Consider the following 26,768-nt stretch of genomic DNA (forward strand, 5'->3'; position numbering starts at 1 on the left):
CTTATAGTTCCTCCTTACTAATAGGTGTGGTTGTTTTATTGAAAGCGAGAAATAGAAAAATCAGAGCAATGATTGCCATGATTCCGGCAACGATTCTGACTTGCATGACCGCCGTTGTCATGCCAAACAGTTGACTGATAAAGTTTATGACATAGGGGGAGGAAAAAGCACCAAGATTACAAGCGACCATTGCCAAAGAAACAACTAAGTTATTGGCTTCTGGATCTACATCGCTAAGAATGACACTGTATACATAAGGAACTACAAGATTGGCAAGATAAACCACTAATAGACCAATGAAAAAGACGGTCATCGTAGGTGCTAAAGTTATCGTGAAAAAACCAACCATTGCGAAACTGATGACGACAACTGGTGTAAAGCGCTTTAATAATTTGGTGATTTGACCAAAAGCTAATGCGACCAAGCTGCTAAAAATACCGGCGATCGCTAGTGCGGTGGAAAGAAATCCTTGATTCGTCAGCGCCAATTCTTGAATCAGTAGTGCGGAAGAAGTAATGACGACCATCAAACTAATGAAGAATAAAAAGAGAGTCAAAATACCTAAAGTTACGCTTAATGGCAGCTTTCTTCTTTTTGTATCGATGGTTGATGACTGCGTTGTTTCAACTGGATTTTCATTGACGTTACGATAACCGAAAAGAAAAAGAAACAGAATCGGTAAGATGACCAAGTACACTAAGAATGAAGCTTGCCACGAGATCGTTAACAGTAAGCCCGCAGCAAACGTTGCTAGGCTATTTCCTAAAGTCATCACGGCTGATTGAATACCTAATAAGTTTTTTTGCTCGGCACCTGTAAAGTTGTCGCCGATCAAGGAGACGGTCATTGAGTTAAAGAGCCCCAGACCTGCGCCAAACAAAATACGGGCAAATAAAATCAAGCCAAAGTTCATTGTAAATGCCGGTAAGATACCACCGACTAAAGCGATCATCAAGCCTAAACAGACCGTTTGCTTTTTGCCAAGTGCTTTGATAAACCATGAACTTAGCAGAATGAAAATCAAGATTGCCATTGATGGCAGTGTCAAAATAGATTGGACTTGTGCGGTGGTTCGGTCAGAAAAATCGTTCATAATAAAAGGTACGGCTGCTGCTACTGCACCAGCAGCTTGTACGACCAATGAAAGACTCAAAATTCCGATTTTTAACGGCAACCGACTTTTGATTGACATTGAATTTTCTGAAAGCATACATATTCCCCTTAATGTAGTGCAAAGCAAGTGTGCTGAGAATATCTCCCATCTTGCTATTTTGCAACTAACTATTTTTATTCCTGCAAACGATTTCTTGGTATTAATCATAAAGAATGCTGACAGGACTTGAAATATCAAAAAAAAGGGGAAATTTACCATTTTTCATTTATTATGTGAAAAAAGCTTTTTTCGAATCCTCAGAGGAAGAAGTAGAAGTCGCTTTTCTCGAATCATTATTTGTCGATTACTTATTTTGCTGCTTCTAACTGGAGCTTACGGTATTTATTCGGCGACATGTTTGCCCATTTTTTGAATTGTCTCGTAAAGTGGGCGGCATTTTGATAGCCAATGATCTCTGCGATTTCGGCGATGGCCAATTTGGGTTGATGGAGATAGAATTTTGCTTGGTTGAAGCGTAATTGATCTAAGTACTGTTTTGGACTACTAGCATAAACTTTTTTGAAAACCGTCAGCATCGTACTATTACTAATGTTCAATGAATTGGCCGTATAACTCATGGAAAGCAAGGCTTTGTTTTCTTCCGTAGGGCTTTGTGTGTACGTACGAAAATTTTGTTGGATCGATTCTGCGATCGCTTTTGCTAAAACAAGGGAAGTGTTATCTGTATGCGCTAACTGATTTTTTTCATCTTCGACATAGTCTAGTAAGGCACGCATCAGTTCTAACAGTAAGATCTCAATGGCGATTTTTTCTTTCATTCCAAAGTATCCGCTTGCCAAAAACGCAATGTATTGCTGAAGGATCTCAACGATCGCTTGGTAAGCGGGATTTGTCTTTTTTAGTAGTAAAGGACAATACATCAACAACTGTTGCTGAATCTCAGGATCATCAAGATCGAAATGCATACAAAAATACTCTAAACCTTCTGCTACGAGACAAGTATTTTCATGAGCGGTACCAGGCGGTATCAGGATCACATCATTTGCCACAAAATCAAACTGCCTGCCTTCAAATATTGTGCGCTGCTCTCCATCAATGATCATCATGATCTCAAAAGCAAAGTGGGTCTCTTGCGGTGCACACCATCCTTCGGAAACGCGTTGCTTGTGTCCACCAAAGGTTTTTAAATTGATGTCGATATCGGGTAATTTGACCAGCTGTTCTAGCCATTTAGGTGTTGGGTTCATTCGGTACGACCTCCTTAAAAATGAAAAATGGTAAGTATTGGCTTTTTTTTGATATTCATTCTACCCTAAAAGTTTCGTAAGATAAATGTAGCAATCGAATAAAACGGTTTCAATTTATCGCATTCGCCTGCAAACGATGATAAAAAAACTGTTGTTTGGTTGCAAAACGAATAAAAAGTTAAGAATAGGAAGGAAGCTTATGACAATCATCAAAAATCCAGTTATTCCTGGAATGGCGCCTGATCCCTCTATCATTTGTGTGGATGAGCGTTATTATATCGCAACTTCAACCTTCCATTGGACACCTGCGATTCAACTTTTCGAATCAAAGGATCTTGCGAATTGGCAACTTGTTGGTTATGCCTTGAACAATGAAGAAGTGAATTTACGTGGAACCAATACACCAGCTGGTATCTGGGCACCACATTTATCTTATGATCCACAAACAAAACGATTTTGGCTGGCGTATTCACATATGGTCAACATGGCAGGACGTGAATTTAATGCTGATTCCTATGCCATTTGGGCGACTGACATCCGAGGACCATGGTCAGAACCGATTTATTTTACCTCAATTGGCTTTGATCCAGCGCTATTTCATGACGAGGATGGGCGGCATTATTTAACGATTTTGGAATGGGAAACAAGAGAAGGCTATCAAGCGCCGGGACATATTGTTCTTGCGGAGATCGACTTGCCTTCAGGTAAATTACTGTCCCCTTGGCATCGCGTAACACAAGGGTTCACCACCAGAGGGTGTGCGGAAGCACCCCAAATATACAAGCATGAAGGGGTATACTTTTTATTGCTGGCATCTGGAGGCACGGGCTATGCTCATGGTGTGGAAGTCGGTCGCGCAGAGACTATTTTTGGTCCTTATGAAGCGCATCCTTCTGGCGAACCAATCCTTACTTCTTCTCCAAGGCATCTGTTTTCTTTGGGCGACCCTGATGCTGGGCATTTTGAAATGGTCAATCCTCATTCAGTGATGCAAAAAGCAGGACATGGTTCGCTCGTCCATACCCATACTGATGAATGGTTCATGGCTCATTTAATGGCAAGACCCTTAGAGGGGGAGCTGTTGAATCCTCTTGGAAGAGAAGCTTCTATTCAAAGGATGCACTGGACCGAAGACAATTGGTTGGAAATGGAAGATGGAAGCAATTTGGCAAAAATGACTTTTAAAGGATTAGCTGGTGTTCCAATTGACAATGAACCAAACACTGATTTATTTGATTCATTTCAAGAGGCGCAGTATCTGTTAGAATTTATGACACCGTATCGCCAACAGCATCAGTCATGGGTCAGTACGCAAAAGCGGCAGGGGTACTTACGGATCTATGGGGGCAATTCCTTGTTTTCACAGATGAATCCTGCCATCATGGCAACACGAGCAACCTCTTTCACCTATGAGGTGGAGACCTTGTTGGAGTTTCAACCGAACCATTATTCACAAACAGCAGGACTTGGGCTTTATTATGATTCAAACAATTGGTTATATGCTCATGTTACCTATTCAGAAGAAAAGCGATGTCCTTATTTGACTCTCTTACAGGCAAAATTAGGACAAAGGATCGAATATGTAAATACTCGCGTCGTCGTTCCCGAAGGAAATATTCACCTGAAAATTAGATACGAGCATGGGATCGCAAACGTCTACTATCGATTAGAGGAACAAGAGACTTGGCAAGTTTTGCTCCAAGATCTGTCAGTGGCGTACTTATCTGATGAAGGAGTCAATGGAATGCCAGGAGAAATAGGCGGCTTCACAGGATTATTTAATTTCATTGGTGCCGTGGATGCACACCAACATCAATCCTATGCTGATTTTGCTTATTATAAAGTGACGAATCATTCGTCTGCATCTTAATCAGGCTCCTTATGGAGTGAGCACCCGTATCATACTTTCACTAAACAAATAAAAACCTTCAAGAGAAACACAAACGTGTAGCTCTCGAAGGTTTTTTGTATGAAGGAATTGTCATCGCAGTGGATTGCCTGATTACTTGAAAAAAGAGCCAGTTAGCAAGACTGATACAAAAACGATCACTATTGAAGTCAGCAAATTGACCCCTTCATTCGTTACAAAGGAAAGACCGCTGACTTGCTTGGTCGCAACGTCGTGGTGGACTTTTTTTTCGGTGTATTGGTGACAGACAGGGCATTGATAGCGCACCTGAATCGCTGCGCCCAGTAAGCTGTCCAAAAGACTACCGCAAAAGCCTAAAGCAGTCAAAGTCAACCAGAGATCAAGGGAGAACGGCTTGCCGTTCAACCATAAGGCTGCTGCGAATAAACCAGTGATGGCGAGACTCCCTGCTAGGGAAGCGGCAGTTCCCAACCAACTGACACCGCCGGAAAGTCCCGGTGGTAATTTTTTTCCCGTTAGTAAGTGACGCGGTGGACTTGGACTCAGCACGCCGATTTCTGAGCCCCAAGTGTCAGCCGTACAGCTAGCGATTCCCGCCACAAATCCCCAAAGGAATAGCGGTTCTTTCGTCCAAAAGGCAAGCAGTAGAGCAAAGATGCTTGGTGCGATGTTCGCAAAGACTTGTTTTGCATCACGGCGAGCACCTTTGGCAAGCACAGCTAACTCTGGCTGACGGCGCATTTTCTTTAAAAGACCAATGATGCCAGAGCTGGCAAAGAAAAATCCAATCAAAAAGATGCTGTACCACGGACCAAAGCCAATGACCAGTGTGCCGCAAAGAATCGCAGCCAGTGCGCCAGAAATAGTCAGCCACTGAAAGACGAATGCTGCCGCTGCAACGAATATGCTGGCAAACAATCCTAGCATGAATTGATAAAAGAAAACCATTTGAACACTCCTTTGCGTATAGTGTAGCATAGGTCTCATTTATTTTACCGCAGTTAACAAAAAAATAGTAAGGAAGATAGCTTTTTACTCGTCAAATGAGAGCGTTTCATTTAAGCTAAAGGAGAGAGGTGATCCAATGAAAATCATAATTATAGGTGGGTCTTTTGGTGGTGTCAGCTGCGCCCGTGAAGCACGCCGATTATACCCTGACGCAGAGATTTTATTGATAGAAAAAAAAGCCCATCTTGGGTTTGTTCCAAGCGGTTTGTTATTGCTGATCGAAGGCAGGATCGCTTCACTGGATGAAGCATTCTTTTGTACGAAGGAGCAGCTGGAGGCAGAAACAATCGACGTAGCCTTAGAAGAAACCTTTCTAGAAGTCTTTCCTTCTGATCATCGGATTCGGACGGATCAGCGAGAACTAAGCTATGATCGACTCGTCTTGGCGGCAGGTTCTAGTCAAGATTCCACTGTTTTGCCGCAACCAGAAGAAGCACTGCTGACCTACAAAGAATATGAAGCAGCGAAGCATTTCTTACAGAAATTGCCCCAAGCAGAGTCGATTACCATCGTCGGTGCTGGTCAAGCCGGGATGGAAGCGGCGAATACCTTAACGATGATCGGCAAAAAAGTCAGTGTGATCGAATCAATGTCGTATCCTTTATTCAAATACTTTGATCGCGATTTTTTGCAGCCCTTTTTAACGGAGATCGAAAAAATCCCCAACTTGCAGCTGCATTGGTCGGAGCCAACTTTGGCAGTCGTTAAAACGGAAACAGGCTTTCGGATCGAAACCGCCGATCAAGGTTATGAAAGCGATCTGGTATTGACGACAGTTAACGTTCATCCTCGCTTGCCAGAGGCATTTACGGTCTTTGAATTACACAGTGATCAAACTATCTGGACAGATGCCTACTTGGAAACTTCTGCCACGGATATTTTTGCGGTCGGCGACTTGATCCAAATTCCAAATGCTATTACGAAAGACACGGTCTACATGCCCTTAGTCAATAATGCTGTTCGCTCAGGGATTGCGGCAGCTCGCAATCTAGCAAACAAAACGACCCCGTTTCGTGGTGGATTGCGGACAGTCGGTACACAATTGTTTGAGTGGTATTTAGCCAGTACCGGCTTGACCGAGTCGGATCAGTTTTTCTATGAATCACCGATCGTTTGTCACACTTTTACGGCTACCGTTTCCCTTTTTGATTCGACGCAGGTTCATGGAAAAGTGATGATCGAACAAGCCAGCGGTCGAATCGTTGGTGCACAGCTTTTATCAAAAGCCAATATTTTGGAAAAAATCAATTTACTAGCGTTTGCGATCGAGCAGCAGGCAACGATGGAGGAGCTGACCCAAAAAGACTTTTTCTTCCATCCACGATTCACTCATGTGTTGGATCAAACCTTCATATGGTCGGGAAGTGATACCGATGAGACTTGATCAGTTATTAGAAAAAAAAGAAGCAAAACAATTGCAGCTGCTCAAAAAACTTTTACTAGTTGGCGGTCAAATGGAGCTACATGAATTAGCGCTCTATCTTGGCATCAGTAAGCCTTCTCTGGAAAAGTATGTGGATGAGCTGCAAGATGAGTTGACGCACTATCATGAGCAGTGTCGATTGTATTACCGAAATGGTTCACTGGTTTTTGAAATGAGTCCCACCTTTTCTCTTAACCAAATTGAATGGGCATTTTATCGTTCGGCCTTGAAATTTCAAATTCTCGAGCATCTTTTACAACATCAAGAAGTGACAACTGTCCAGCTGGCACAAAAATTAACAGTCAGCGAGTCATCCTTGTTTCGCAAAATCAAAGAGCTAAATGGTTTGCTAGCAGAATTTGAGTTAGAGATCTGGCAAGGAAAGCTGATTGGAGAAGAAACCCAAATTCGTTATTTCTATTTTGAACTCTTTTGGTATGTTCATTCTTTTGACAGTCAGCCATTGCCGATCGATGAGAAATATGTCGGTCTGATCACTCGCGGCCTGAACATGCGCTTTACGAAAGAAGCCCAGCAGCGCTTGTCCCTATGGCTGAGGATCATGAAGGCGCGACTGAAAATTGCTACTCAATCCTTTCAAGTTTTACGGGAGAAAATGGCACCTTACATGAAAGACCCTTTGTTTCAACAATTACGTGAGTTGGTATTTCGTGGCTTTGGCCATTACGCATTAGAAGTCAGAGAAGAGGAGGCGATGCTGCATTTTGTCTTTTTGTTGTCGTTCTCGGTGTTATCCGAACACGATCTGCAGGTGTATATGCTGCAGCGTTCTCGGTTTACGCCAACTGCCTTGACGGATACATTGATTTTGGAACATATTTTGCATCTTTACCGCCCATCGTTTGTTCCTCGTGAAATGGAAGCCACTTGCTATGGTCACCTGCTGCAGATCCACAGCCGCGTCTATTTTTTCAAAGGGGATGTGGAGGTTTTTGATCGAGAAAATATTTGGCAGTTAGAAGCGCAGTTATCCAGCCGCAACATTCAGCAAATCAGTCATGAACTATTAGGTAAGGCCTTAACAGAGTTAAATATCAAGCCGTCCGAGAAAAATAGTCTACTGATGATGACGATGGTCAAATACTTGAGTGTCATCACGATCATCGACTATCAAATCAATCGAGAATTTCGTGTTGGGATCGCCTTGAAAATGGATGAGCTATTTAAAGAAGCTCTCTATTATATGTGGCTGCTGTATCTCAAAAATTTGAATGGCGTAGTTGTCGAACGCTATCGTCCAGAACAAGAATATGATTTGATCTTGGCGAATTATGCCATCGAGACCAAAACACCGACTTATCGAATCAGTGAATTAGGGACTGCTTATGATCGTGAGACAATCAAAAAAATGATCCGTGAACGCTTTAAATAGTGGATTTCGTCAATTTCTTAGAGATTTGAAAAAAAATTGACGAACCATATAGCAAAAGTTCAGCTAAAATAAAAGCAAGTCAGAAAGCGCTAACAAAAAAAAGCGCGTATAAAACCAAAGGGAGCGAATCAAATGGCAGAAAAAAATTATGTAATGGCGATCGACCAAGGAACCACTAGTTCAAGAGCAATTATTTTTGATCGTAACGGGAAAAAAATCGGCAGTTCACAAAAAGAGTTTCCGCAATACTTTCCAAAATCAGGTTGGGTAGAACATAACGCCAACGAAATTTGGAACTCTGTCCAATCAGTCATCGCAGGGGCATTTATTGAATCAGGTATCCGACCAGAAGCAATCGCCGGCATCGGGATCACCAACCAGCGTGAAACGACAGTGGTTTGGGATAAAACGACAGGGCAGCCAATCGCGAATGCGATTGTTTGGCAATCCCGTCAATCTTCACCGATCGCTGACCAATTAAAAGCAGATGGCCATACAGAGATGATCCATGAAAAAACTGGTTTAGTCATTGATGCGTATTTCTCAGCGACCAAGGTGCGTTGGCTTTTAGACAATATCGAAGGGGCACAAGAAAAGGCGGATAATGGTGAGTTACTCTTCGGAACGATCGATTCATGGCTTGTGTGGAAACTGACAGATGGACAAGTCCATGTCACCGACTACTCCAATGCTAGTCGGACGATGCTTTACAACATTCATAAATTAGAGTGGGATCAAGAAATTTTGGATCTTTTGAACATTCCAAGCTCGATGCTACCAGAAGTCAAAAGCAACTCAGAAGTCTATGGTCACACCCGCAGCTACCATTTTTACGGCAGTGAAGTACCAATCGCTGGAATGGCTGGAGACCAACAAGCCGCCCTCTTTGGACAAATGGCCTTTGAAAAAGGTATGATCAAAAATACTTACGGCACTGGGGCATTTATTGTCATGAATACGGGTGAAGAACCACAATTGTCTGACAATGACCTACTGACGACTATCGGGTATGGCATCAACGGCAAAGTCTATTATGCCTTAGAAGGAAGTATCTTCGTTGCTGGATCAGCGATCCAATGGCTGCGGGATGGTCTACGCATGATCGAGACTTCGCCACAATCAGAAGAACTAGCTGCCAAAGCAAAAGGAGATAATGAAGTCTATGTGGTGCCTGCCTTTACTGGATTAGGTGCGCCTTACTGGGATTCAGATGCAAGAGGAGCAGTCTTCGGCTTGACTCGTGGGACGACGAAGGAAGATTTTGTTCGGGCAACACTGCAAGCTGTTGCGTACCAATCAAAAGACGTCATCGATACGATGAAAAAAGATTCCGGTATCGATATCCCATTGTTGAAAGTCGATGGAGGGGCAGCCAAAAACGATTTATTGATGCAGTTCCAAGCGGACATTTTAGACATTGACGTACAACGAGCAGCGAATCTGGAAACAACCGCATTAGGTGCAGCCTATTTAGCAGGGCTAGCGGTTGGCTTCTGGAAAGACTTAGATGAATTGAAATCAATGGCAGAAGAAGGGCAAATGTTTACGCCAGAAATGCCAGCAGAAGAAAGAGACAATTTGTACGAAGGTTGGAAACAAGCGGTGGCGGCTACTCAGACCTTCAAATTCAAAGCGAAGAAAGAAGGCGAGTAAGCCATGACCTTTTCTCAGAAAGATCGGAAGGAAACCATTCAAGAAACGGCAAATACCACCTATGATGTGTTGATCATTGGTGGTGGGATTACCGGCGCAGGGGTTGCCGTTCAAACAGCAGCGGCTGGGATGAAGACGGTTCTTTTGGAAATGCAAGACTTTGCCGAAGGGACGTCTTCGCGGTCCACGAAACTCGTTCATGGCGGTATTCGCTATTTGAAAACCTTTGACGTGGAAGTGGTCGCTGACACCGTGCGGGAACGGGCGATCGTCCAACAAATTGCTCCGCATATCCCGAAACCAGATCCGATGCTTTTACCGATTTACGATGAACCGGGGGCAACCTTCTCCTTGTTTTCTGTCAAAGTGGCGATGGATCTTTATGATCGCTTAGCAAATGTGACAGGCAGTAAATACGAAAATTATCTGCTGACGAAAGAAGAGGTCTTAGCACGCGAACCACAGCTGCAGGCGGAAAACTTAGTTGGTGGCGGAGTCTATCTTGATTTTCGCAACAACGATGCCCGCTTGGTGATCGAAAACATTAAACGAGCACAAGCCGATGGGGCAGCAATGATCAGTAAAGCCAAAGTCGTCGGCATCTTACATGATGAGCAAGGCATCATCAATGGGGTAGAAGTGGAGGATCAACTGACAAACGAGCGCTTTGAGGTTCACGCCAAAGTCGTGATCAACACGACCGGCCCTTGGTCAGATATCGTTCGTCAATTAGACAAGAATGATGAGCTGCCACCACAAATGCGTCCGACAAAAGGCGTCCATTTAGTGGTCGATCGGGAAAAACTAAAAGTACCGCAACCAACCTATTTTGATACTGGGAAAAATGATGGTCGGATGGTTTTCGTGGTACCAAGAGAAAACAAGACCTATTTTGGCACAACCGATACGGACTATACAGGCGATTTTGCCCATCCGACGGTCACACAAGAAGATGTCGATTATCTACTGACCATCGTGAATGAACGCTTTCCACATGCACAGATCACCCTTGATGATATCGAAGCGAGCTGGGCTGGTCTACGTCCATTGATTACGAATAATGGTGGTTCGGATTATAATGGTGGTGGTAAAGGCAAATTATCTGATGAAAGCTTTGAGCAGATCGTTGAAAGCGTCAAAGAATATCTTGCAGATGAGCGGCAGCGACCAGTTGTAGAAAAAGCTGTAAAACAAGCGCAAGAACGAGTAGAAGCCAGCAAAGTGGATCCATCGCAAGTTTCTCGCGGCAGCAGTTTGGAACGCTCAAAAGACGGACTATTGACGTTGGCAGGCGGAAAAATCACCGACTATCGTTTGATGGCGGAAGGAGCAGTCAAACGGATCAATGAATTGCTCCAAGAAAGCGGTGCTTCCTTCGAGTTGGTGGATTCAACCACGTACCCAGTTTCTGGTGGTGAGCTTGATGCAGCCAATGTAGAGGAAGAATTAGCGAAGCTGGCTGACCAAGCACAAACCGCTGGGTTCAATGAAGCAGCTGCGACGTATTTGGCTCATCTTTATGGGTCGAATCTTCCCCAAGTGTTGAACTACAAGACGAAGTTTGAGGGCTTAGATGAAAAAGAAAGCACTGCCTTGAACTATTCCTTACATGAAGAAATGGTTCTGACGCCTGTCGATTATCTATTGCGTCGGACCAACCATATCCTATTTATGCGAGATACCTTAGATGAAGTCAAAGCCGGTGTCGTCGCAGCTATGACCGACTTCTTTGGCTGGAGCGAAGAAGAAAAAGCAGCCTATGTAGCAGAAATGAACCAAGTGATCGCAGAATCAGATTTAACAGCCTTAAAAGGAGGAAAAAAAGATGAATGAAACAACACAGATCTTTAGTGAATTTCTAGGAACGGCTATTTTGGTTTTGTTAGGGGATGGCGTGTGTGCGGCTGTCAATCTGAAAAAGAGTAAAGCAGAAGCCTCTGGCTGGATCGTGATCGCGATGGGCTGGGCAACGGCGGTGACCATAGCCGTATACGTTTCAGGGTACATGGGACCTGCTCACTTGAATCCAGCCGTTACATTAGGCATGGCGATGACAGGGAATTTTTCTTGGAGTTTGGCTATACCGTTTATGCTGGCGCAGATTGCTGGTGCGATCGTAGGAGCAATCCTCGTTTGGCTCAACTACTTGCCATTATGGGATGAAACAAAAGACCAAGGCGCGATTTTAGGTACCTTTGCAACAGGGCCTGCAGTTCGTAATTTAGTATCGAATACGATCACTGAAGTCATTGGTACCTTTGTCTTAGTCTTTGGCTTATTGGCTTTTGGTGCCAATACCTTTACGGATGGATTAAATCCCATCGTTGTTGGGATCTTGATCTTAGCGATCGGACTGTCTCTTGGTGGACCAACAGGCTATGCCATCAACCCGGCACGGGACTTAGGACCACGGATCGCTCACCAAATCTTACCAATCAAAAACAAAGGGACTTCCGATTGGGGCTATGCGTTAGTACCAATCATCGGTCCAATGATCGGTGCAGCGATCGCAGCTGGTTTGTTTATGATGTTGCCATTATAAACGATGTTATTTTAAGGATGGTGCCTATTGGTATCATCCTTTTTTAATCTTTAGCGATTGTCATTGAATTTGCTAAAAAAACATGGTTAAATGAAAAAGCTGAAACAGAACGAAGGAAGGAGCTTTTGCGTGAAAAAAATTCTGCGCTTTTTCATGTGGGTGGCGATTGTCCTGATCGGACTCTTAGCTGCCGTTTTTCTGGCTTTTCAACTCTCCCCACGACCGGGGGCTTTTTTGATCGGTCATCTGTTTAACCAAGAAGTGACCATCAAGGATGAGGCGGCTTATCAAAAAAGTTTGCCGAATGTGACGGTCAAACAGGACTTGGCTTATCAATCGGATTATCAACGCAGTACCTTTGATCTTTATTATCCCAAAGATGCACAAGGCCCTGTTCCAGTCATTTTTTGGGTCCATGGGGGCGGATATGTCGGGGGAGACAAAGAAGGCGTCAAAGAATTTGCGACCTATGTCGTCGATGAAACCAAAGCCGCTGTGATTTCGATTAATTATGAATGGGCGCCAAGTTTGCATTATCCGGGACAGGTCAAACAATTAGCCCAAGCGGTAGACTCGATCAAAGCAGATGCCCAAGCATACCCCATGCTTGATTTCGATCAACTCTTCTTCGGTGGAGATTCTGCAGGTGCCCAAATTGCCGGGCAATATGTGGCGCTGCAAACCAATCCAGCGTATGCGAAGGAAATGTCCTTTGATCAAGACATTCCTGCATCGGCCCTGAAAGGGTTTATTTCCTATTGCGGCCCCCTTGATTTGAAGCAGATCGTTGGAACTTCTTCGGATGATCGTTTTATGAAATTCTTTGTTAAAACGGTGGCTTGGTCGTTATTAGGCAAAAAAGAATGGCAAGATAGTCCCCAACTGCAGGAGATCTCACTGGTGGATAAATTGACGGCTGATTTTCCACCAACGTATATCACTGATGGCAACGCCTATTCCTTTGAAGACCAAGGCATTGCCTTTGCCAACCAGCTGCAAGCTCTTGATATTCCCGTGACAAGTCGTTTTTACAAAGGGGATTCGGAAACAGTGACCCACGAATACCAATTTGATTATAGCTTGCCGCAAGCACAGGAATGTTTGACAGAAACGTTGACCTTTATCAAAGACCAGCTGGCTAACTAAAAACACCTTGTTTCTCACCCTCTATTGGCGAGAAACAAGGTGTTTATTTGTAAGCAAATCAATCAAGTCCGATGAAGTAGTCATCGTCTTTCATCGCTTCAACGGAACCAAGCAGATACCCGTTCCCAACTTGTGAGAAGAAGTCGTGATTGCTGGTACCAGTTGAAATACCGTTCATGACGATTGGATTGACATCGTTGGCGGTGTCTGGGAAAAGCGGGTCTTGTCCTAGATTCATCAAAGCCTTATTGGCATTGTAACGCAAGAAGGTTTTGACTTCCTCGGTCCAGCCAATCTCATCGTATAATTCTTCGGTATAACGTTCTTCGTTTTCATACAACTCATACAACAAGTCGTACATCCAGTCTTTCAGCTTTTGCTGTTCGTCTTCTGGTAATTCGTTGAAACCTAATTGGAATTTGTAGCCGATATACGTGCCATGAACGGATTCGTCACGAATGATCAATTTGATGATCTCCGCTACGTTCGCTAGTTTGTTATTACCTAAGTAGTAAAGGGGTGTATAGAAACCTGAATAGAATAAGAAGGTCTCTAGAAACACACTGGCGATTTTTTTCTCTAGCGGTGTCCCATTTTTGTAAATCTCATTGATTCGTTCGGCTTTCTTTTGTAAGTAAGGATTGGTATTGGTCCATTCAAAAATATCGGCGATCTCCGCTTTTGTATTCAAGGTGCTGAAAATCGATGAATAGCTTTTTGCATGGACAGATTCCATAAATTGGATGTTGTTCAAGACCGCTTCTTCATGTGGGGTGCGGACATCTTTACGCAGTTGATCCATACCGCTTTCTGATTGAACGGTATCTAATAAGGTCAAGCCGCCAAAGACGTAGCCCACCGTCGTTTTTTCTAATGGTGATAGCGTCCGCCAATCATCAAGGTCATTTGATAAAGGGATCCGCGTATCTAACCAGAATTGCTCTGTTAATTTTTCCCAAGTGGATTTATCGATGATATCTTCGATCTCATTCCAGTTGATTGCTTCATAGTAAGTCTTACCCATAGTCGGTTCCTCCAATAATCGTATCAAGACAACAGCCGACCCGCTCTCAAGAAAGAGCAGGGGCAGGCTATTGGTTCGTTTTCAGGCAAAAGTTGGATTAGATGACACAGCTTTCACATTGGTTGCTGCCGATCTCTTCTGCATCATCTGTAAAGGTCCGTACATAGTAGATCGATTTGATCCCTTTGTGGAAAGCATAGTGACGCAAGATGTTCAAATCACGGGTGGTTTGTTTTGTCGTTTCTTTCCATTCGTAAAGACCTTCTGGAATATCTGAACGCATAAACAAGGTCATACTCATCCCTTGATCGACGTGTTTTTGAGCAGTTGCGTAAACATCGATCACTTTGCGCATATCCATATCGTAGGCTGATTTGTAGTAGCCGATCGTCTCATTGCTCAAGTAAGGTGCTGGATAATAGATCTTGCCGATTTTCTTTTCTTGGCGTTCTTCGATCATCCGAGTGATCGGGTGGATGCTGGCACTCGTATCATTGATATAAGAGATCGAACCATTTGGTGCAACGGCTAAGCGGTTTTGGTGATACAAGCCGGTTTCTTTGACGGTTTGTGCCAAGGCTGCCCAATCTTCACCAGTTGGTAAAAAGACGCCTTCAAACAATGCTTTGACTTTTTCCGATTTTGGTTGGTAGTCACCTTGGATATAATCAGTGAAGTAGCTGCCATCTGCATAAGCTGATTTTTCAAAGTTATGGAAAACTTCGCCTTTTTCTTTGGCGATGGCATTGCTTTCAACCAATGTCCAATAGTTCAACAACATGAAATAAAGATCAGTAAATTCAAGGGATTCTGGTGAACCGTATTCCATTTGATTTTTTGCAAAATAGGTATGCAAGCCCATTGCGCCTAACCCGATCGTGTGGTTCAAGGCATTCCCATTTTGGATCGATGGTACCACGTCAATGTCAGACGCATCAGTAACGAAGGTCAAGGCACGAGTCATTGCTCGAACAGATTTCCCAAAGTCAGGGCTGTCCATCAAGTTCACGATATTGGTGGAACCTAAGTTACAGCTGATATCTGTTCCTAAAACCTCGTATTCTTGCTTGCCGTTGATCTCAGATGGTGCTTGAACTTGAAGGATCTCGGAACAAAGATTACTCATGATGATCTTGCCATCGATCGGGTTGCTGCGGTTTGCTGTATCGATATTAATGATATAAGGATAACCAGATTCTTGTTGCAATTTAGAAATTTCATTTTCTAAATCGCGAGCTCTGATTTTAGTCTTGCGAATCCGTGGATTCATGACTAAGTTGTCGTATTCCTTGGTGATATCGACATAAGAAAATGGTACGCCATATTCTTTTTCGACACTGTACGGACTAAAGAGATACATCTCTTCATTTTTACGCGTCAATTCGTAAAATTTGTCAGGTACGATCACACCTAATGATAAGGTTTTGACACGGATTTTTTCATCTGCATTTTCTTTTTTCGCTGATAAAAAGCTGATGATGTCTGGGTGGAAGACGTTCAAGTAGACCACGCCAGCCCCTTGCCGTTGACCCAATTGGTTTGAGTAGCTGAAGCTATCTTCAAACAATTTCATTACAGGCATCACACCACTTGCTGCACCTTCGTAGCCTTTGATAGGCGCGCCAGCTTCCCGCAAGTTTGATAATGTGATCCCGACACCGCCGCCGATCCGTGAAAGTTGCAGCGCGGAGTTGATCCCACGACCGATCGCGTTCATGTCATCAGTGATTTGGATCAAGAAACAAGAAACTAATTCACCGCGACGTTTGCGTCCTGCGTTCAAGAAAGAAGGGGTTGCTGGTTGGTAACGTTGGTAGATCATTTCATCTGCCAAGCTCATGGCTAACTCTTCATTCCCATCCGCAAAGTAAAGGGCGTTGAACGCCACCCGATCTTCGTAACGCTCAAGATACGCGGTACCATCATTCGTTTTTAATGCATATTGTGAATAAAACTTGTAAGCAGCCATAAATGATTTGAAAGTAAAGTGTTGCTCATCTAAGAATTGATACAAGTCCTCAATAAAAGCAGGACGGTACTTTTTGATAAATTCTTCTTCTAAATAATCATTTTCAATCAAATAATTGATTTTGTCCATTGCAGTCGCAAAGGTTAAGGTATTTGGTTCAACGTTTTCTTTAAAGAATGCCGCTAGGGCTTCTTTGTCTTTATTTAATGGAATTTGACCATCTACTGGACGGTTGATCTCATTATTCAATTTGAAATAACTGACATCTTTGATTTCTTTCAAGCTCATAAATGGCTAACCTCTTTTCTTGTTTTGTTCGTATAAAAAAGGACTTGCGGTCTGGACGACTGACAAATCCCTCAAAAGCATCACATTGAGAAAAATCTTAGCTCGCTAATTGACGTAGTTGATCTGGACGGAAACCGATGATCGTTTGCGCATCAGAGGTAATGACTGGCACACTTTGAAATCCTTGTTCTTTCAAAAATTCTAATGCTTCAGGCTCATTATCGATATTGATTTCTTCAAAGGCAATCTGATTTTCACTTAAAAAGCGTTTCGCCATTTTACATTGCATGCAGTTGTTTTTAGAAAATAGTTTGATATTCATAATTGTTTCCTCCGAGTTGTAATAGTTATAAACCTAGTATAAATAAGTCACGGAGAAAGTCAACGAAAAAACACTATATCTTGTGCTTGTGAATTCGGCATACACAATTTATAGTGTTTCTGTGTTTTTTATGCAAATGAAAAAAGCGGAAAATACTTAGAATTACAAGGTTTTTGCGTAATTATTAGAGGGGATATGCAATCAAAATGAGTAAAAAAAATCTCTATTGTGAAGGAAGATTCAAAGTTAAGTCGAAAACAGATTGACTTCCTATGAAAATGGCTCTATTATAATGATAATCATTCTCAATTAAAGTAGGTTAATTAAAAAACACTTCACAAAAGGAGTAAGAACCAATGAAAATGGCGCAAACTTGGGCTTCTGGGACATACAAAATCGACTCGTTGGCAACAACCAAAGAAATCACGGTTCATTTAAACGATCTTGGCATTCGCACGGGGGTTGAAATCGTTGTGGTGCAAAAAGATCGCAAAGGCGGCATCATTTTGCACCAAGGGACGCGGATTGCTTTAGATGCACGGGTCATGGAACAAATCGATGTCACAGAAATCCAGCAGCAAACGGTCATTACCTCTTTGGATCAGCTGCAAGTTGGTGAAAGCGGGAAGGTCAATCAGATTGGTGCAAAAGGTGCTTTGCGCCGTCGTTTGATGGATATGGGGCTTACGAAAAACGTTCATTTGGAAGTAGTGAAACTGGCTCCATTGGGTGATCCAATGGAGATTCGGCTCCGCGGCTATGAATTGTCTTTGAGAAAGCAAGAAGCAGCGTTGGTTTTTATCGAAAAAGGAGTCGAAGCTTGATGACCTATCAATTTGCATTAGCAGGAAATCCCAATAGCGGGAAAACAAGTACTTTCAATCAATTGACTGGTGCCAAACAAACAGTGGGCAATTGGCCGGGTGTCACCGTAGAACGTAAAGCGGGGCGACTGCGAAAAGACCGGCACGTGCTGATCCAAGATCTGCCCGGGATCTATTCCTTGTCGCCTTATACGCCGGAAGAACTGATTTCCCGCAATTATTTGATGGAAGCATCGCTGGATGCGGTGATCAATATTATTGACGGAACTAATCTTGAGCGAAATCTGTATTTAACATTGCAATTATTAGAAATGAATGTTCCGACTGTGGCAGCCATCAACATGATCGATCTATTAAAGAAAAAAGGCTTGCAGATCAACTTCGAAAAATTGGCTTACGGATTAGGGATTCCTGTAGTGGGGATCAGTGCTTTGAAACAACGTGGTTTAGCCAAAATGATCGAGGCAGCGAAGCACGCAGTCAACACACAACAGTTCCCTCCCCGCTACGATGATCGTTTAGAAGCTGGCTTGACCGAGATCATGGCGATTTTGCCAGAGACGATCCCTCAGCAGCAAAAACGCTGGTTTGCCATAAAACTCTTTGAAAAAGATGAAGCGATTCAAGCAATGTGTAAACTGACTGATTCCCAGCAAGCAGTCCTTCAGGAGACGATTTCGATTTTAGAGATGATCTTTAAAGACAGCAGTGACGCCATTCTCGTTAATGAGCGCTATGGCTTCATTGAAGAATTGTTGGCGCTGGCAGTCATCAAGGAAACAGATCAGCACTTAGCCCTCAGCGACAAAATCGACCGCGTGTTGACTCATCGCGTATTGGCACTACCGATTTTTGCCTTCATTATGTGGGGAATCTACTATTTATCGATTCAGACGATTGGCACGATCGGCACTGATTGGGTCAATGATGTATTATTTGGCAGCTGGATTCCCGAAACAGCAGCGCATTGGCTAGAACAGCTGCAGGTCGCCCAGTGGCTACAAGAACTGATTTTGGATGGCATTGTGGCTGGGGTCGGTGCGGTTTTAGGCTTTTTGCCGCAGATTTTCGTGTTGTTTTTTTGCTTGGCTATCTTGGAGGACTGTGGATACATGGCACGGGTGGCATTTGTCATGGACAGACTGTTTCGCAAGTTTGGTCTATCTGGCAAGTCGTTTATCCCCATGTTGATTGCTACAGGTTGCGGCGTGCCGGGGGTGATGGCAAGCCGAACGATTGAAAACGAAAAGGATCGTCGGTTGACGGTGATGGTCACGACCTTTATGCCTTGTTCTGCCAAATTGCCGATCATTGCATTGATTTCGGGTGCCTTTTTCCCTCATTATAGTTGGGTCGCACCATCGGCCTATTTTGTCGGCATGGGCGCTGTGATTTTTTCAGGGATCGTCTTGAAAAAAACGCCGCTTTTTGCAGGTGATCTGGCACCATTCATTATGGAACTGCCAGCGTATCACTTGCCGCAGCTCACAACGATTTTGAAAAGTGCCTGTGATCGAGCCGTTGCTTTTGTAAAAAAAGCCGGTACGATAATTTTTGTAGCTTGTATCTTTGTCTGGTTTACCTCCAGCTACAGCTTTACCTTGCAGCGGGTCAGTGAAGACCAAAGCATTTTGGCCTTTTTCGGTCGACTTTTGGCGCCCCTCTTCGCTCCCCTAGGCTGGGGAACTTGGCGAGGCGCCGTGGCGACGATCACTGGCTTGGTGGCCAAAGAAAATGTGATCGGCACATACGGGATTCTCTACGGACAAACCGGTGAGTTGTCAGAAAGTGGGACGGAGATTTGGCAAGTGTTGCGCGGCGATTACACTGCTGTGGCGGCATACTCTTTCCTCGTCTTTAATTTACTATGTGCCCCCTGTTTTGCTGCCATCGGTGCTATCCACCGTGAAATGGGGGACAGCAAGTGGACGTGGTTAGCCATTGGCTATCAATGCGGCTTGGCGTACTGCGCCAGTTTTCTGGTCTACCAATTCGGACACGTCATCTTTGAAGGCGGACACCTCACGCTAGGTGTTTTTGCGGCAATAGTCATTGCTGGTCTATTAGTATTTGCTCTGGTGAAGAAACCATTCCGAGGGAGTGCGCCCTTGATCCAAGTCGTAGGAGGCGAAAAATGATCGCTACAGTAATTCTAAGCGGACTGATTTTTGGCTATGGCGGTCGTGTGGTGTACCGCATGGTGAAAAAGGATCATTGTTCTGATTGCCACAGCAGTTGTCCCGTGAAGCATGAGGAAGCAAAGTAGAAAATAGCGGTTGTAAGTAAAAATTCGTGTGAAAACACCTACGGGTAGAAATACAATTGAAACGGTAGATCTATAGCCATGAATAGAGTGTTTGCTTTAAGAAGTTCTTAGTTTATTTAAGAGCTTCTTTTTTTTATTGTGGGTGCAAGCAAAGGATCTGTCCATTTTTGGTTCATTTTTTCCTTGATAGAATAAGTTTTGTGAACTGCTCAAGAAGGTTATCGAGAAAAACTGGAGGCTAGCAAAAAAAATAGGCAGTATTCCTGGTCTTTTTGAGAAGAGCAGTTCACTTAATCTGGAAGCGTGTACAAATATGTGGTCGCAAATCGTCTATTCAGGTCAGAACTTTTCAATTATAGTGTGTGTATAGGAATTATCTCGAGAAATTCTTTTACTAAAACCTAAAGAAATTTTTTTAGAAAGGAAATCGTCGTTTGCAAACTACATTATTAACAAAAGAAAACATTTTACTTCAGCAAGACAGTACCAGTTGGCAAGAAGCAATCAAAAAAGCTGCCCAGCCGTTATTGAGGAATGGCAGCGTTTCAAAACAGTATGTCGAAGCGATGATTCAATCCGTCTTAGATGCCGGGCCGTATATCGTGCTTATGCCTGGGTTTGCTTTGGCCCATGCCCGATCAGAAGATGGGGTTTGTCGTTTAGGACTAAGTGCGATGACCTTAAATACCCCCATCTCATTTGGTTCGCCCAATGATCCAGTGAAAGTCATTTTCTGTTTGGCAGCGATAGACCCGACCAGTCATTTGGAACTGATGAGTGAGTTAGCAGAGGTTTTAGCAAGGGACAATATCATTGATCGTTTAGCAAATGTGGAGACACCAGAAGCATTTATACAACTATTAGAAGAAACGAGGAGTTAAGATGGGATTCTTTCAAAAAAAGAAAAATGATGCATCGATCCAATCAGATGCAAAACCTAAGGCGAGTAATGGCAAGAAATTTTTGATAGCGGTTGCATGTCGTGCTGGGATGGGGAGTTCAACGCTGCTTCACATAAAGGTAAAATCAGTGATTGAAGAAAACGGCTATCCCATTGAAACGATTCATGGAAATCTAGACGTTCTCATTGGTTTTACGGGTGATGCCTTTATGAGTATGGCAGATATCGCAGCGGAACCTGATTTTCAAAACAAACCTTATGAAGTCATAGGCATTCAAAATATTATGAGTAAAGAAGAGATCCAAGGAAAACTAGAAACATTTCTTGAAACGATGCAAACAAAATAAATTGATGGAGCGAGGAATAAATTGAATGGCAATTTTAGTAATGAACCAATTCAGAAATACTGCTGTGTTGCTAATGATTTTAGCTTTGATCGGGTTACTTGCACAAAGAAAGCCTGCGAAGGAGACCCTGAGCGGTGTCCTCAAAGTGGGCATTGGGTTTATGATTTTTAATATTGGTGGTGGTCATGTAGGAACGATTGCTGCAAATTTCGCCACGTTGTTTCAGACCGCATTTGGTGTTCAAGGGACGGTTCTGGCAGTAGAGCCTGCTACAGCGTTAGCTATGGATGTATATGGTTTTGAAATATCAATGATTATGGGGCTAGGGTTCATATTCGGATTAGTTATTGCGAAATTGACGCCTTTAAAATCAATTTTTTTAACCGGTCAGCATTATCTTTTCTTTGCTGCTGTCATTGGGTTGATTTTTATTTCGAATGGTATGCCCACTTGGGTAACAGTTATCTTTGGTTCTTTGGTACTAGGTTTTGCAGGAGCAGGGTTGCCCAAATTGGCTCAGAAATATACAGATGAGCTGACAGGTAATGCAGGGGTTGCACTAGGTCACTTTAACTTAATTTTTTACTGGTTCTCAGGTGTCATCGGCAGTGTCATTGGCGGGAAAAATTGGCAAGCAAAGAAAGAGAAAGCAGCCAATCGCGAGCTTCCTGATTTCTTCTCCGTATTCCGAGATTTTGTCTTCTCTGTTGCATTTTTCATGATTATTCTTTTCTACATTGCAACGATCGCAGCAGTTTTAAGTGGTCATATGGATGTCGTTCAAGAAATGGCTGGCAACGACTTATGGTTCTTGTATCCGTTGATTCAAGGGTTGCAATTTGCGGCGGGTATGTCTGTACTGATTTATGGTGTGCGTCAATTTATTGCTGAATTAACGGCTGCCTTCGTGGCGATCTCTGAAAAATATATCCCGGGATCAATGCCGGCAGTAGATGTTCCTGTGTTTTTCCAATATGCGCCAACCATGGTTCCTGTCGGTTTTATTACCTCGTTTATAGGTGGCTTAACAGCGACGTTTGCCATGGCTGCTATGGGTTCTCCCGTTGTACTTTTGCCAGCAGCTGGGATTGCTTTTTTCTCGGGTGGAACAATGGGTGTCTTTGGTTCAATAAGAGGCGGGTTGAAAGGGGCGATCATCGCATCCTTCTTAGGCGGTATTTTGCTGACTGCATTGCCTTTGGTGCTTTTCCCAGCTTTTTCTGAATTAGGCATCACAGACGCTGGATTTCCTCAAATCGACTACAATATTATCGGAATTTTACTAGATAAAATCTTAAAACTATTTAGTTAAACAGTATGATTAGCAAGGAGAAAGGTGGATACAATTTCTCCTTGCTATAAGGAAGGAAAATCTGTATTGAATGAAAAAAACGTTTTGTTTGAATATAGTACGAATTTAAAAGCCCAAAGCGATGCTCAATTTTATCGGCTTGAAGAAGAAGAAGTCTATCAACAGATGGTGAAGGCCAAAGAACTTATTCTCCATGCAGAAAAAAATCATAAGCGTGTTCATGTAACAGGCGTGGGAAAATGTTCCTATGTAGCAGGCTATGCAGCTTCACTTTTCTCATCTGTCGGCACGCCAACCTATTTTTTAGACACAACTGAAACTGTGCACGGATCGGCAGGACAAGTCGTGGCTGGCGATGTAGTGATTGCGATAAGTAATAGTGGGAACACCAAAGAATTAGAATATGCACTTGCTGCCTTAAAAGCCAATGGCGCTGTAATTTTAGCGGTAACAGGAAATGAAGATTCTTCCCTAGCTTCCTGTGCTGAAGTCACATTGTCTTCTTATGTTTCCCAAGAAGGGGACTCATTGAATAAACCGCCACGTTCCTCTGTGATCGCCCAAATGATCCAGCTGCAGGTTCTGTCGGTGTTGCTGCAAGAAGCAAAAAAAATCAATTTAGAAGATTACCTTAAATGGCATCCAGGGGGAAGCTTAGGAGCAACGACAAAAAAGGAGCTTACGCAATGAAAATCAGAGGAATTATACCAGCAATGGTCACACCATTAAATGAGAACGGCATCAATGAAGAGGGCACCAGAAAGCTTGTAAGGCATTTGATTGCTGGTGGTGTCCACGGGTTGTTTATTTTAGGAACCAATGGCGAATTTCATACCTTAAGCAAAGAAGAGAAAATCCAGTTTGCAAAAATCGTTGTCGATGAAGTATCGGGCAGAGTACCAGTATTTGCAGGTGCCGGAGATATCGCAACGAATAAAGTGATTGAGTTAGTAAATGAGTTTGCAAAAATCGGCGTTGATGCTGCGTCCATCATTACGCCGTATCTTTTGAAATATACCGATGAGGAGTTGATCCATCACTACCGAATGATTGCTGAGCAAACGACACTACCAATCATTTTGTACAATATTCCGCCAAATACTAGAAATTTCATCAATCGTCATGTTTTCTCGGAATTACTCAAAATTGATTCGATCATTGGGATAAAAGATTCAAGCGGTGATCTAGAAAACTTCAAGGGCTATCTTGAATTAAATCATCGAGAGGATTTCTCTTTGCTGATGGGAAGCGACTCTAAGATTTTAGAAGCATTACAGTTAGGAGCAGATGGCTCTGTGGCTTCAACCGCAAATGTTGTGACGAAAACAGATGTGTCGATCTATGAACAATTTGTAGCTGGAAACATAGAACAAGCGCGGCAAGAACAAGCAAGTATTGATGATTTTAGAGAAGCCTGCAAATGCTCAACGATTCCGTCTGGGCTGAAATACTGTTTGCGGGCAATCGGACAGGATGTTGGGTTACCGAAACTGCCTGTTCTAGATCTTACCAAAGAAGAAAAGCAGCAGGTAGATCAAGTGCTTCAAAAATATGTACAAGCGGAAGGATTTACATTGAAAGTAGAACAGTAGGCTGCAGAAATGGGGGAACATTGATGGTAAAAATTGACTATAGGACGAGAAAGATGATGATGGCTCTGATTGAAAAACCGACCATCAGTTACGATTATCTTCAGCGGAATTATTCTATGAACCGCACTCAAATAGAGTATACCATTGATAAAATCAACCAGTTTCTATCTGCCCAAAAACTACCACTTAGCGTGAATAAGGAAAGTGTGATTCGACTGCCTGAAAAAAGCAAGGAATATTTGTTGGAGTCATTTTTACGTGAGCGTATGTTTAAGTATTATGAGATGAGTTCAAAAGAACGAGGAAAATATATCTTTTTGACGCTCTTTTACTACGAGAAAGACTATCTGTCGGTCAACCATTTTTTAGATGCGTTAAAAATCGGCAAAACAACCTTTATGAGTGATCTGCGCAAATTACAAGCGGAATTACATGGGTACGATATTTCAATCAGTTATTCAAGAAAAGAGGGGTATCACTTAGCAGGTGATGAACTGATGATTCGTTACGCTTTATTTCGAATGATTTTGGAAGATGTGACTAGCAAGGATGATGATTTTATTTACCGTTACTTTATTCATAACGAACGAATACAATTGGCGGATGAGCAGGACACCTATCTTTCTCTTCTTTTAGAAAAACATGCGATAGAGTTAGTTGAAAATAGGTTGATTGAATTGAACTATATCCTTATTTTTTTATACCCAAGAATGGGCTTGAATGAATTTGATCTAAAGCCCTTTTCTAATGATCATGAGTTAGTAAAAATGAAGGAGTACCGCTTTGCTGAAGAAATTTTAGAAAACGCAGGGGTGATGAATAGTATAGAAAAGAACTATCTCTGTGGGTGGGTCCTGGGAATGGCATTAGGGAATGAAAAGGAATGGCTTCAAGGAAATTTGGTCATCATTGACTTGGTAGAAAGAATCGTCGAGCGATTTGAATTGCTTTCAGGTATTCGTTTCAAGGATAAACACTCTGTCATCAAGCAATTATATAGTCATTTTCGACCGACCTATTTCCGAATGCTGTTTCGATTACCGATCATCAATCCTATGCAGGAGAAAATTTTTGAAAAATATAATGACCTTTATCAGATCGTAAAAGAAACCTTGAGACCAATCAGTGATAGCTTTGATTCAAAGCTTCCAGATGAAGAAGTAGCCTTTTTAACAATGCACTTTGCGCTTTTGATCAGGAATTCTGAAGAATATATGGTGCAACAAAAAGTGGGGGTCGTTGTTTGCCCAAATGGTATTGGAAGCTCAGCAATCATTTACAATGAATTAAAGGAAATCTTTCCCTCTTTTATCTTATTGGGACCGATTGAAACAAGCGAACTGCATTCATTTGATCAGTCTTACGATATCATTTTTACGACAAAACCCAACTTTCAACTTTATCCGTTAAAAAAACCGATTTTTGTAGTAAACCCGATCATGTCTTACGAGGAACGAACCCAGTTGTTTTTAGATGTCAAATTCGAAACCAGTACAAGTATAAAGCCCAATACTGTTACGATCGACGGCTTGATGCAAGTTATTCAACAATATTCAACGGTTACCAGCGAGTCAGCTCTGCGGCATCATTTAGAGAAATTTGTACAAGAGACCTGCTCGCCAACGGCATCTATCATGTCTCAAAAAGAAAAAAAGACAAAAGAACCTGCAATGCTGTTGGATATGATGCGTCCAGAATTGATACAATTAAACAAAAAAGCCAGAACGTGGGAAGAGGCCTTTTATCTCGCAGCCAATCCATTGATTGAAAGAAAGATCATCACTAGAAATTACATCGATTCGATCATTCAACAAACCAGATCAGAAGGTGCTTATATGGTGATAGTCGATCAAGTTGCCTTACCGCATACGGTTCCTGAAGCAGGTGCAAAAAAACTTGGCATGGGATTGACAACGTTAGAATCTGAAGTATATGTCTTAGGAACGATTCCTGTAAAGTACATCTTTACTCTTTCTGCGTTAGACAGCAAGCAGCATCTAAATGCGATGACTCAGTTTATTACCCTTATTGAATCCAAAGACTTTTTTCGAGAATTAGAAAAACATGAATGTCCGGAAACAGTTTATCACTGGTTTGCAGAGATTTTACGTACTTCTGTTGTATAAATTTTTTCGAAAAAACTGTAAGTATTATAGAATAAAGCATATACTCTTTGGTCTTTATTGAGAGAAGCGTGCGAAGGGGAGTAATTTGCTTTCATCGTTTGCTGCTGTTCATCCGAAAGCGAGGGATGTCATCCAGAACTGTTAACAGCCGAAGGATTATCTAATGATACTAATTTATGCCGTTTGAGGTTAGTCCAGTTCTACAAGAAAGATTCATTCGGAAATCAGCTACCATAGAAGTGGAGAAACAGTTCGATCACGATCGGGCTGTTTTTTATGCTTTATGAAATGACCTATTAAGGGGCTAAAAAGTATAGTATAATTATTTAATAAAAAGATATTATTTAGTGAATGTTGTGCGAAAGGGAATAGAAGCACTCTCTTTCGATTGTAATAGAATA

Annotated in this window: 22 protein-coding genes; 16 read left to right on the plus strand and 6 right to left on the minus strand. The window is 42.6% G+C overall.

What is annotated here, in order from left to right; genetic code table 11:
- Nucleotide 1: 1 nt before the first annotated feature.
- On the minus strand, nt 2-1,210 hold the full coding sequence (locus IGK63_RS03360; protein WP_051154612.1) for an MFS transporter: 1,209 nt from the start codon (nt 1,208-1,210) through the stop codon (nt 2-4).
- Between the two features lie 251 nt (nt 1,211-1,461).
- The gene (locus tag IGK63_RS03365; protein ID WP_016611954.1) at nt 1,462-2,361 is read right to left on the minus strand and encodes a helix-turn-helix domain-containing protein; all 900 of its coding nucleotides are present in this window, start codon (nt 2,359-2,361) and stop codon (nt 1,462-1,464) included.
- Between the two features lie 199 nt (nt 2,362-2,560).
- On the opposite strand from IGK63_RS03365, the gene IGK63_RS03370 reads away from it, so the two are divergent.
- Entirely contained in the window at nt 2,561-4,231 is a 1,671-nt protein-coding gene (locus IGK63_RS03370) for a family 43 glycosylhydrolase (protein ID WP_429972433.1), read from the plus strand.
- Nucleotides 4,232-4,363: 132 nt separating this feature from the next.
- Here IGK63_RS03370 and IGK63_RS03375 read toward each other — a convergent pair whose 3' ends face one another.
- Complete coding sequence (locus IGK63_RS03375) at nt 4,364-5,179, minus strand: DUF92 domain-containing protein (RefSeq protein ID WP_034872857.1); 816 nt, start codon at nt 5,177-5,179, stop codon at nt 4,364-4,366.
- Nucleotides 5,180-5,315: 136 nt separating this feature from the next.
- Here IGK63_RS03375 and IGK63_RS03380 point away from each other — a divergent pair, with 136 nt between their 5' ends.
- The 6 genes from IGK63_RS03380 to IGK63_RS03405 all read left to right on the plus strand — a co-directional run bounded on the left by IGK63_RS03380 (nt 5,316) and on the right by IGK63_RS03405 (nt 13,396).
- Nucleotides 5,316-6,623, plus strand: coding sequence for an NAD(P)/FAD-dependent oxidoreductase (locus IGK63_RS03380; protein ID WP_016611957.1), 1,308 nt, complete (start codon nt 5,316-5,318; stop codon nt 6,621-6,623).
- The gene (locus IGK63_RS03385; RefSeq protein WP_016611958.1) at nt 6,613-8,055 is read left to right on the plus strand and encodes a helix-turn-helix domain-containing protein; all 1,443 of its coding nucleotides are present in this window, start codon (nt 6,613-6,615) and stop codon (nt 8,053-8,055) included. Before IGK63_RS03380 ends, IGK63_RS03385 begins: the two co-directional genes overlap by 11 nt.
- Nucleotides 8,056-8,187: 132 nt before the next feature.
- Nucleotides 8,188-9,708 carry a glycerol kinase GlpK gene (gene glpK, locus IGK63_RS03390; protein ID WP_008377082.1) on the plus strand — a complete coding sequence of 507 codons (1,521 nt, stop codon included), beginning with the start codon at nt 8,188-8,190 and terminating at the stop codon, nt 9,706-9,708.
- Nucleotides 9,709-9,711: 3 nt separating this feature from the next.
- Nucleotides 9,712-11,541 carry a type 1 glycerol-3-phosphate oxidase gene (glpO, locus tag IGK63_RS03395; RefSeq protein ID WP_016611959.1) on the plus strand — a complete coding sequence of 610 codons (1,830 nt, stop codon included), beginning with the start codon at nt 9,712-9,714 and terminating at the stop codon, nt 11,539-11,541.
- The gene (locus tag IGK63_RS03400) at nt 11,534-12,250 is read left to right on the plus strand and encodes an MIP/aquaporin family protein (RefSeq protein ID WP_005237471.1); all 717 of its coding nucleotides are present in this window, start codon (nt 11,534-11,536) and stop codon (nt 12,248-12,250) included. Before glpO ends, IGK63_RS03400 begins: the two co-directional genes overlap by 8 nt.
- Before the next feature lie 90 nt (nt 12,251-12,340).
- On the plus strand, nt 12,341-13,396 hold the full coding sequence (locus IGK63_RS03405; RefSeq protein ID WP_016611960.1) for an alpha/beta hydrolase: 1,056 nt from the start codon (nt 12,341-12,343) through the stop codon (nt 13,394-13,396).
- Nucleotides 13,397-13,454: 58 nt separating this feature from the next.
- On the opposite strand, the gene nrdF is transcribed toward IGK63_RS03405, so the two are convergent.
- The 3 genes from nrdF to nrdH all read right to left on the minus strand — a co-directional run bounded on the left by nrdF (nt 13,455) and on the right by nrdH (nt 16,999).
- The gene (nrdF, locus tag IGK63_RS03410; protein WP_005225180.1) at nt 13,455-14,420 is read right to left on the minus strand and encodes a class 1b ribonucleoside-diphosphate reductase subunit beta; all 966 of its coding nucleotides are present in this window, start codon (nt 14,418-14,420) and stop codon (nt 13,455-13,457) included.
- Nucleotides 14,421-14,517: 97 nt separating this feature from the next.
- Nucleotides 14,518-16,677 (minus strand): class 1b ribonucleoside-diphosphate reductase subunit alpha, encoded by a 2,160-nt coding sequence (gene nrdE, locus IGK63_RS03415; RefSeq protein ID WP_008377092.1) that lies wholly within the window; start codon nt 16,675-16,677, stop codon nt 14,518-14,520.
- 97 nt (nt 16,678-16,774) lie between these two features.
- Nucleotides 16,775-16,999: a glutaredoxin-like protein NrdH gene (gene nrdH, locus IGK63_RS03420; protein WP_005225182.1), complete on the minus strand. Its 225-nt coding sequence runs from the start codon at nt 16,997-16,999 to the stop codon at nt 16,775-16,777.
- Nucleotides 17,000-17,355: 356 nt separating this feature from the next.
- On the opposite strand from nrdH, the gene IGK63_RS03425 reads away from it, so the two are divergent.
- From IGK63_RS03425 to IGK63_RS03465, 9 genes are all read left to right on the plus strand, one after another.
- Complete coding sequence (locus IGK63_RS03425; RefSeq protein ID WP_005237467.1) at nt 17,356-17,823, plus strand: FeoA family protein; 468 nt, start codon at nt 17,356-17,358, stop codon at nt 17,821-17,823.
- Nucleotides 17,823-19,961 (plus strand): ferrous iron transport protein B, encoded by a 2,139-nt coding sequence (gene feoB / locus IGK63_RS03430; RefSeq protein WP_016611961.1) that lies wholly within the window; start codon nt 17,823-17,825, stop codon nt 19,959-19,961. Before IGK63_RS03425 ends, feoB begins: the two co-directional genes overlap by 1 nt.
- Nucleotides 19,958-20,089, plus strand: coding sequence for a hypothetical protein (locus IGK63_RS03435; protein WP_005237465.1), 132 nt, complete (start codon nt 19,958-19,960; stop codon nt 20,087-20,089). The genes feoB and IGK63_RS03435 overlap by 4 nt, the downstream gene beginning before the upstream one ends.
- 434 nt (nt 20,090-20,523) lie before the next feature.
- Entirely contained in the window at nt 20,524-20,970 is a 447-nt protein-coding gene (locus tag IGK63_RS03440) for a PTS sugar transporter subunit IIA (protein WP_016611962.1), read from the plus strand.
- A 1-nt stretch (nt 20,971) separates the two neighbouring features.
- Entirely contained in the window at nt 20,972-21,337 is a 366-nt protein-coding gene (locus IGK63_RS03445) for a PTS sugar transporter subunit IIB (RefSeq protein WP_005237463.1), read from the plus strand.
- A gap of 25 nt (nt 21,338-21,362) precedes the next feature.
- Nucleotides 21,363-22,649 (plus strand): PTS ascorbate transporter subunit IIC, encoded by a 1,287-nt coding sequence (locus IGK63_RS03450; protein ID WP_016610457.1) that lies wholly within the window; start codon nt 21,363-21,365, stop codon nt 22,647-22,649.
- A gap of 24 nt (nt 22,650-22,673) precedes the next feature.
- Nucleotides 22,674-23,339 carry an SIS domain-containing protein gene (locus IGK63_RS03455; protein WP_016611963.1) on the plus strand — a complete coding sequence of 222 codons (666 nt, stop codon included), beginning with the start codon at nt 22,674-22,676 and terminating at the stop codon, nt 23,337-23,339.
- A complete protein-coding gene (gene dapA, locus IGK63_RS03460; RefSeq protein ID WP_016611964.1) occupies nt 23,336-24,241 on the plus strand; it encodes a 4-hydroxy-tetrahydrodipicolinate synthase in 906 nt (301 codons plus the stop codon). Before IGK63_RS03455 ends, dapA begins: the two co-directional genes overlap by 4 nt.
- A gap of 23 nt (nt 24,242-24,264) precedes the next feature.
- Complete coding sequence (locus tag IGK63_RS03465) at nt 24,265-26,367, plus strand: BglG family transcription antiterminator (protein WP_429972434.1); 2,103 nt, start codon at nt 24,265-24,267, stop codon at nt 26,365-26,367.
- Nucleotides 26,368-26,768: the final 401 nt, after the last annotated feature.

Origin of the sequence: Enterococcus sp. AZ040 (genome assembly GCF_050499185.1) — a bacterium.
Classification (GTDB): Bacteria; Bacillota; Bacilli; order Lactobacillales; family Enterococcaceae; genus Enterococcus_D; species Enterococcus_D entomosocium.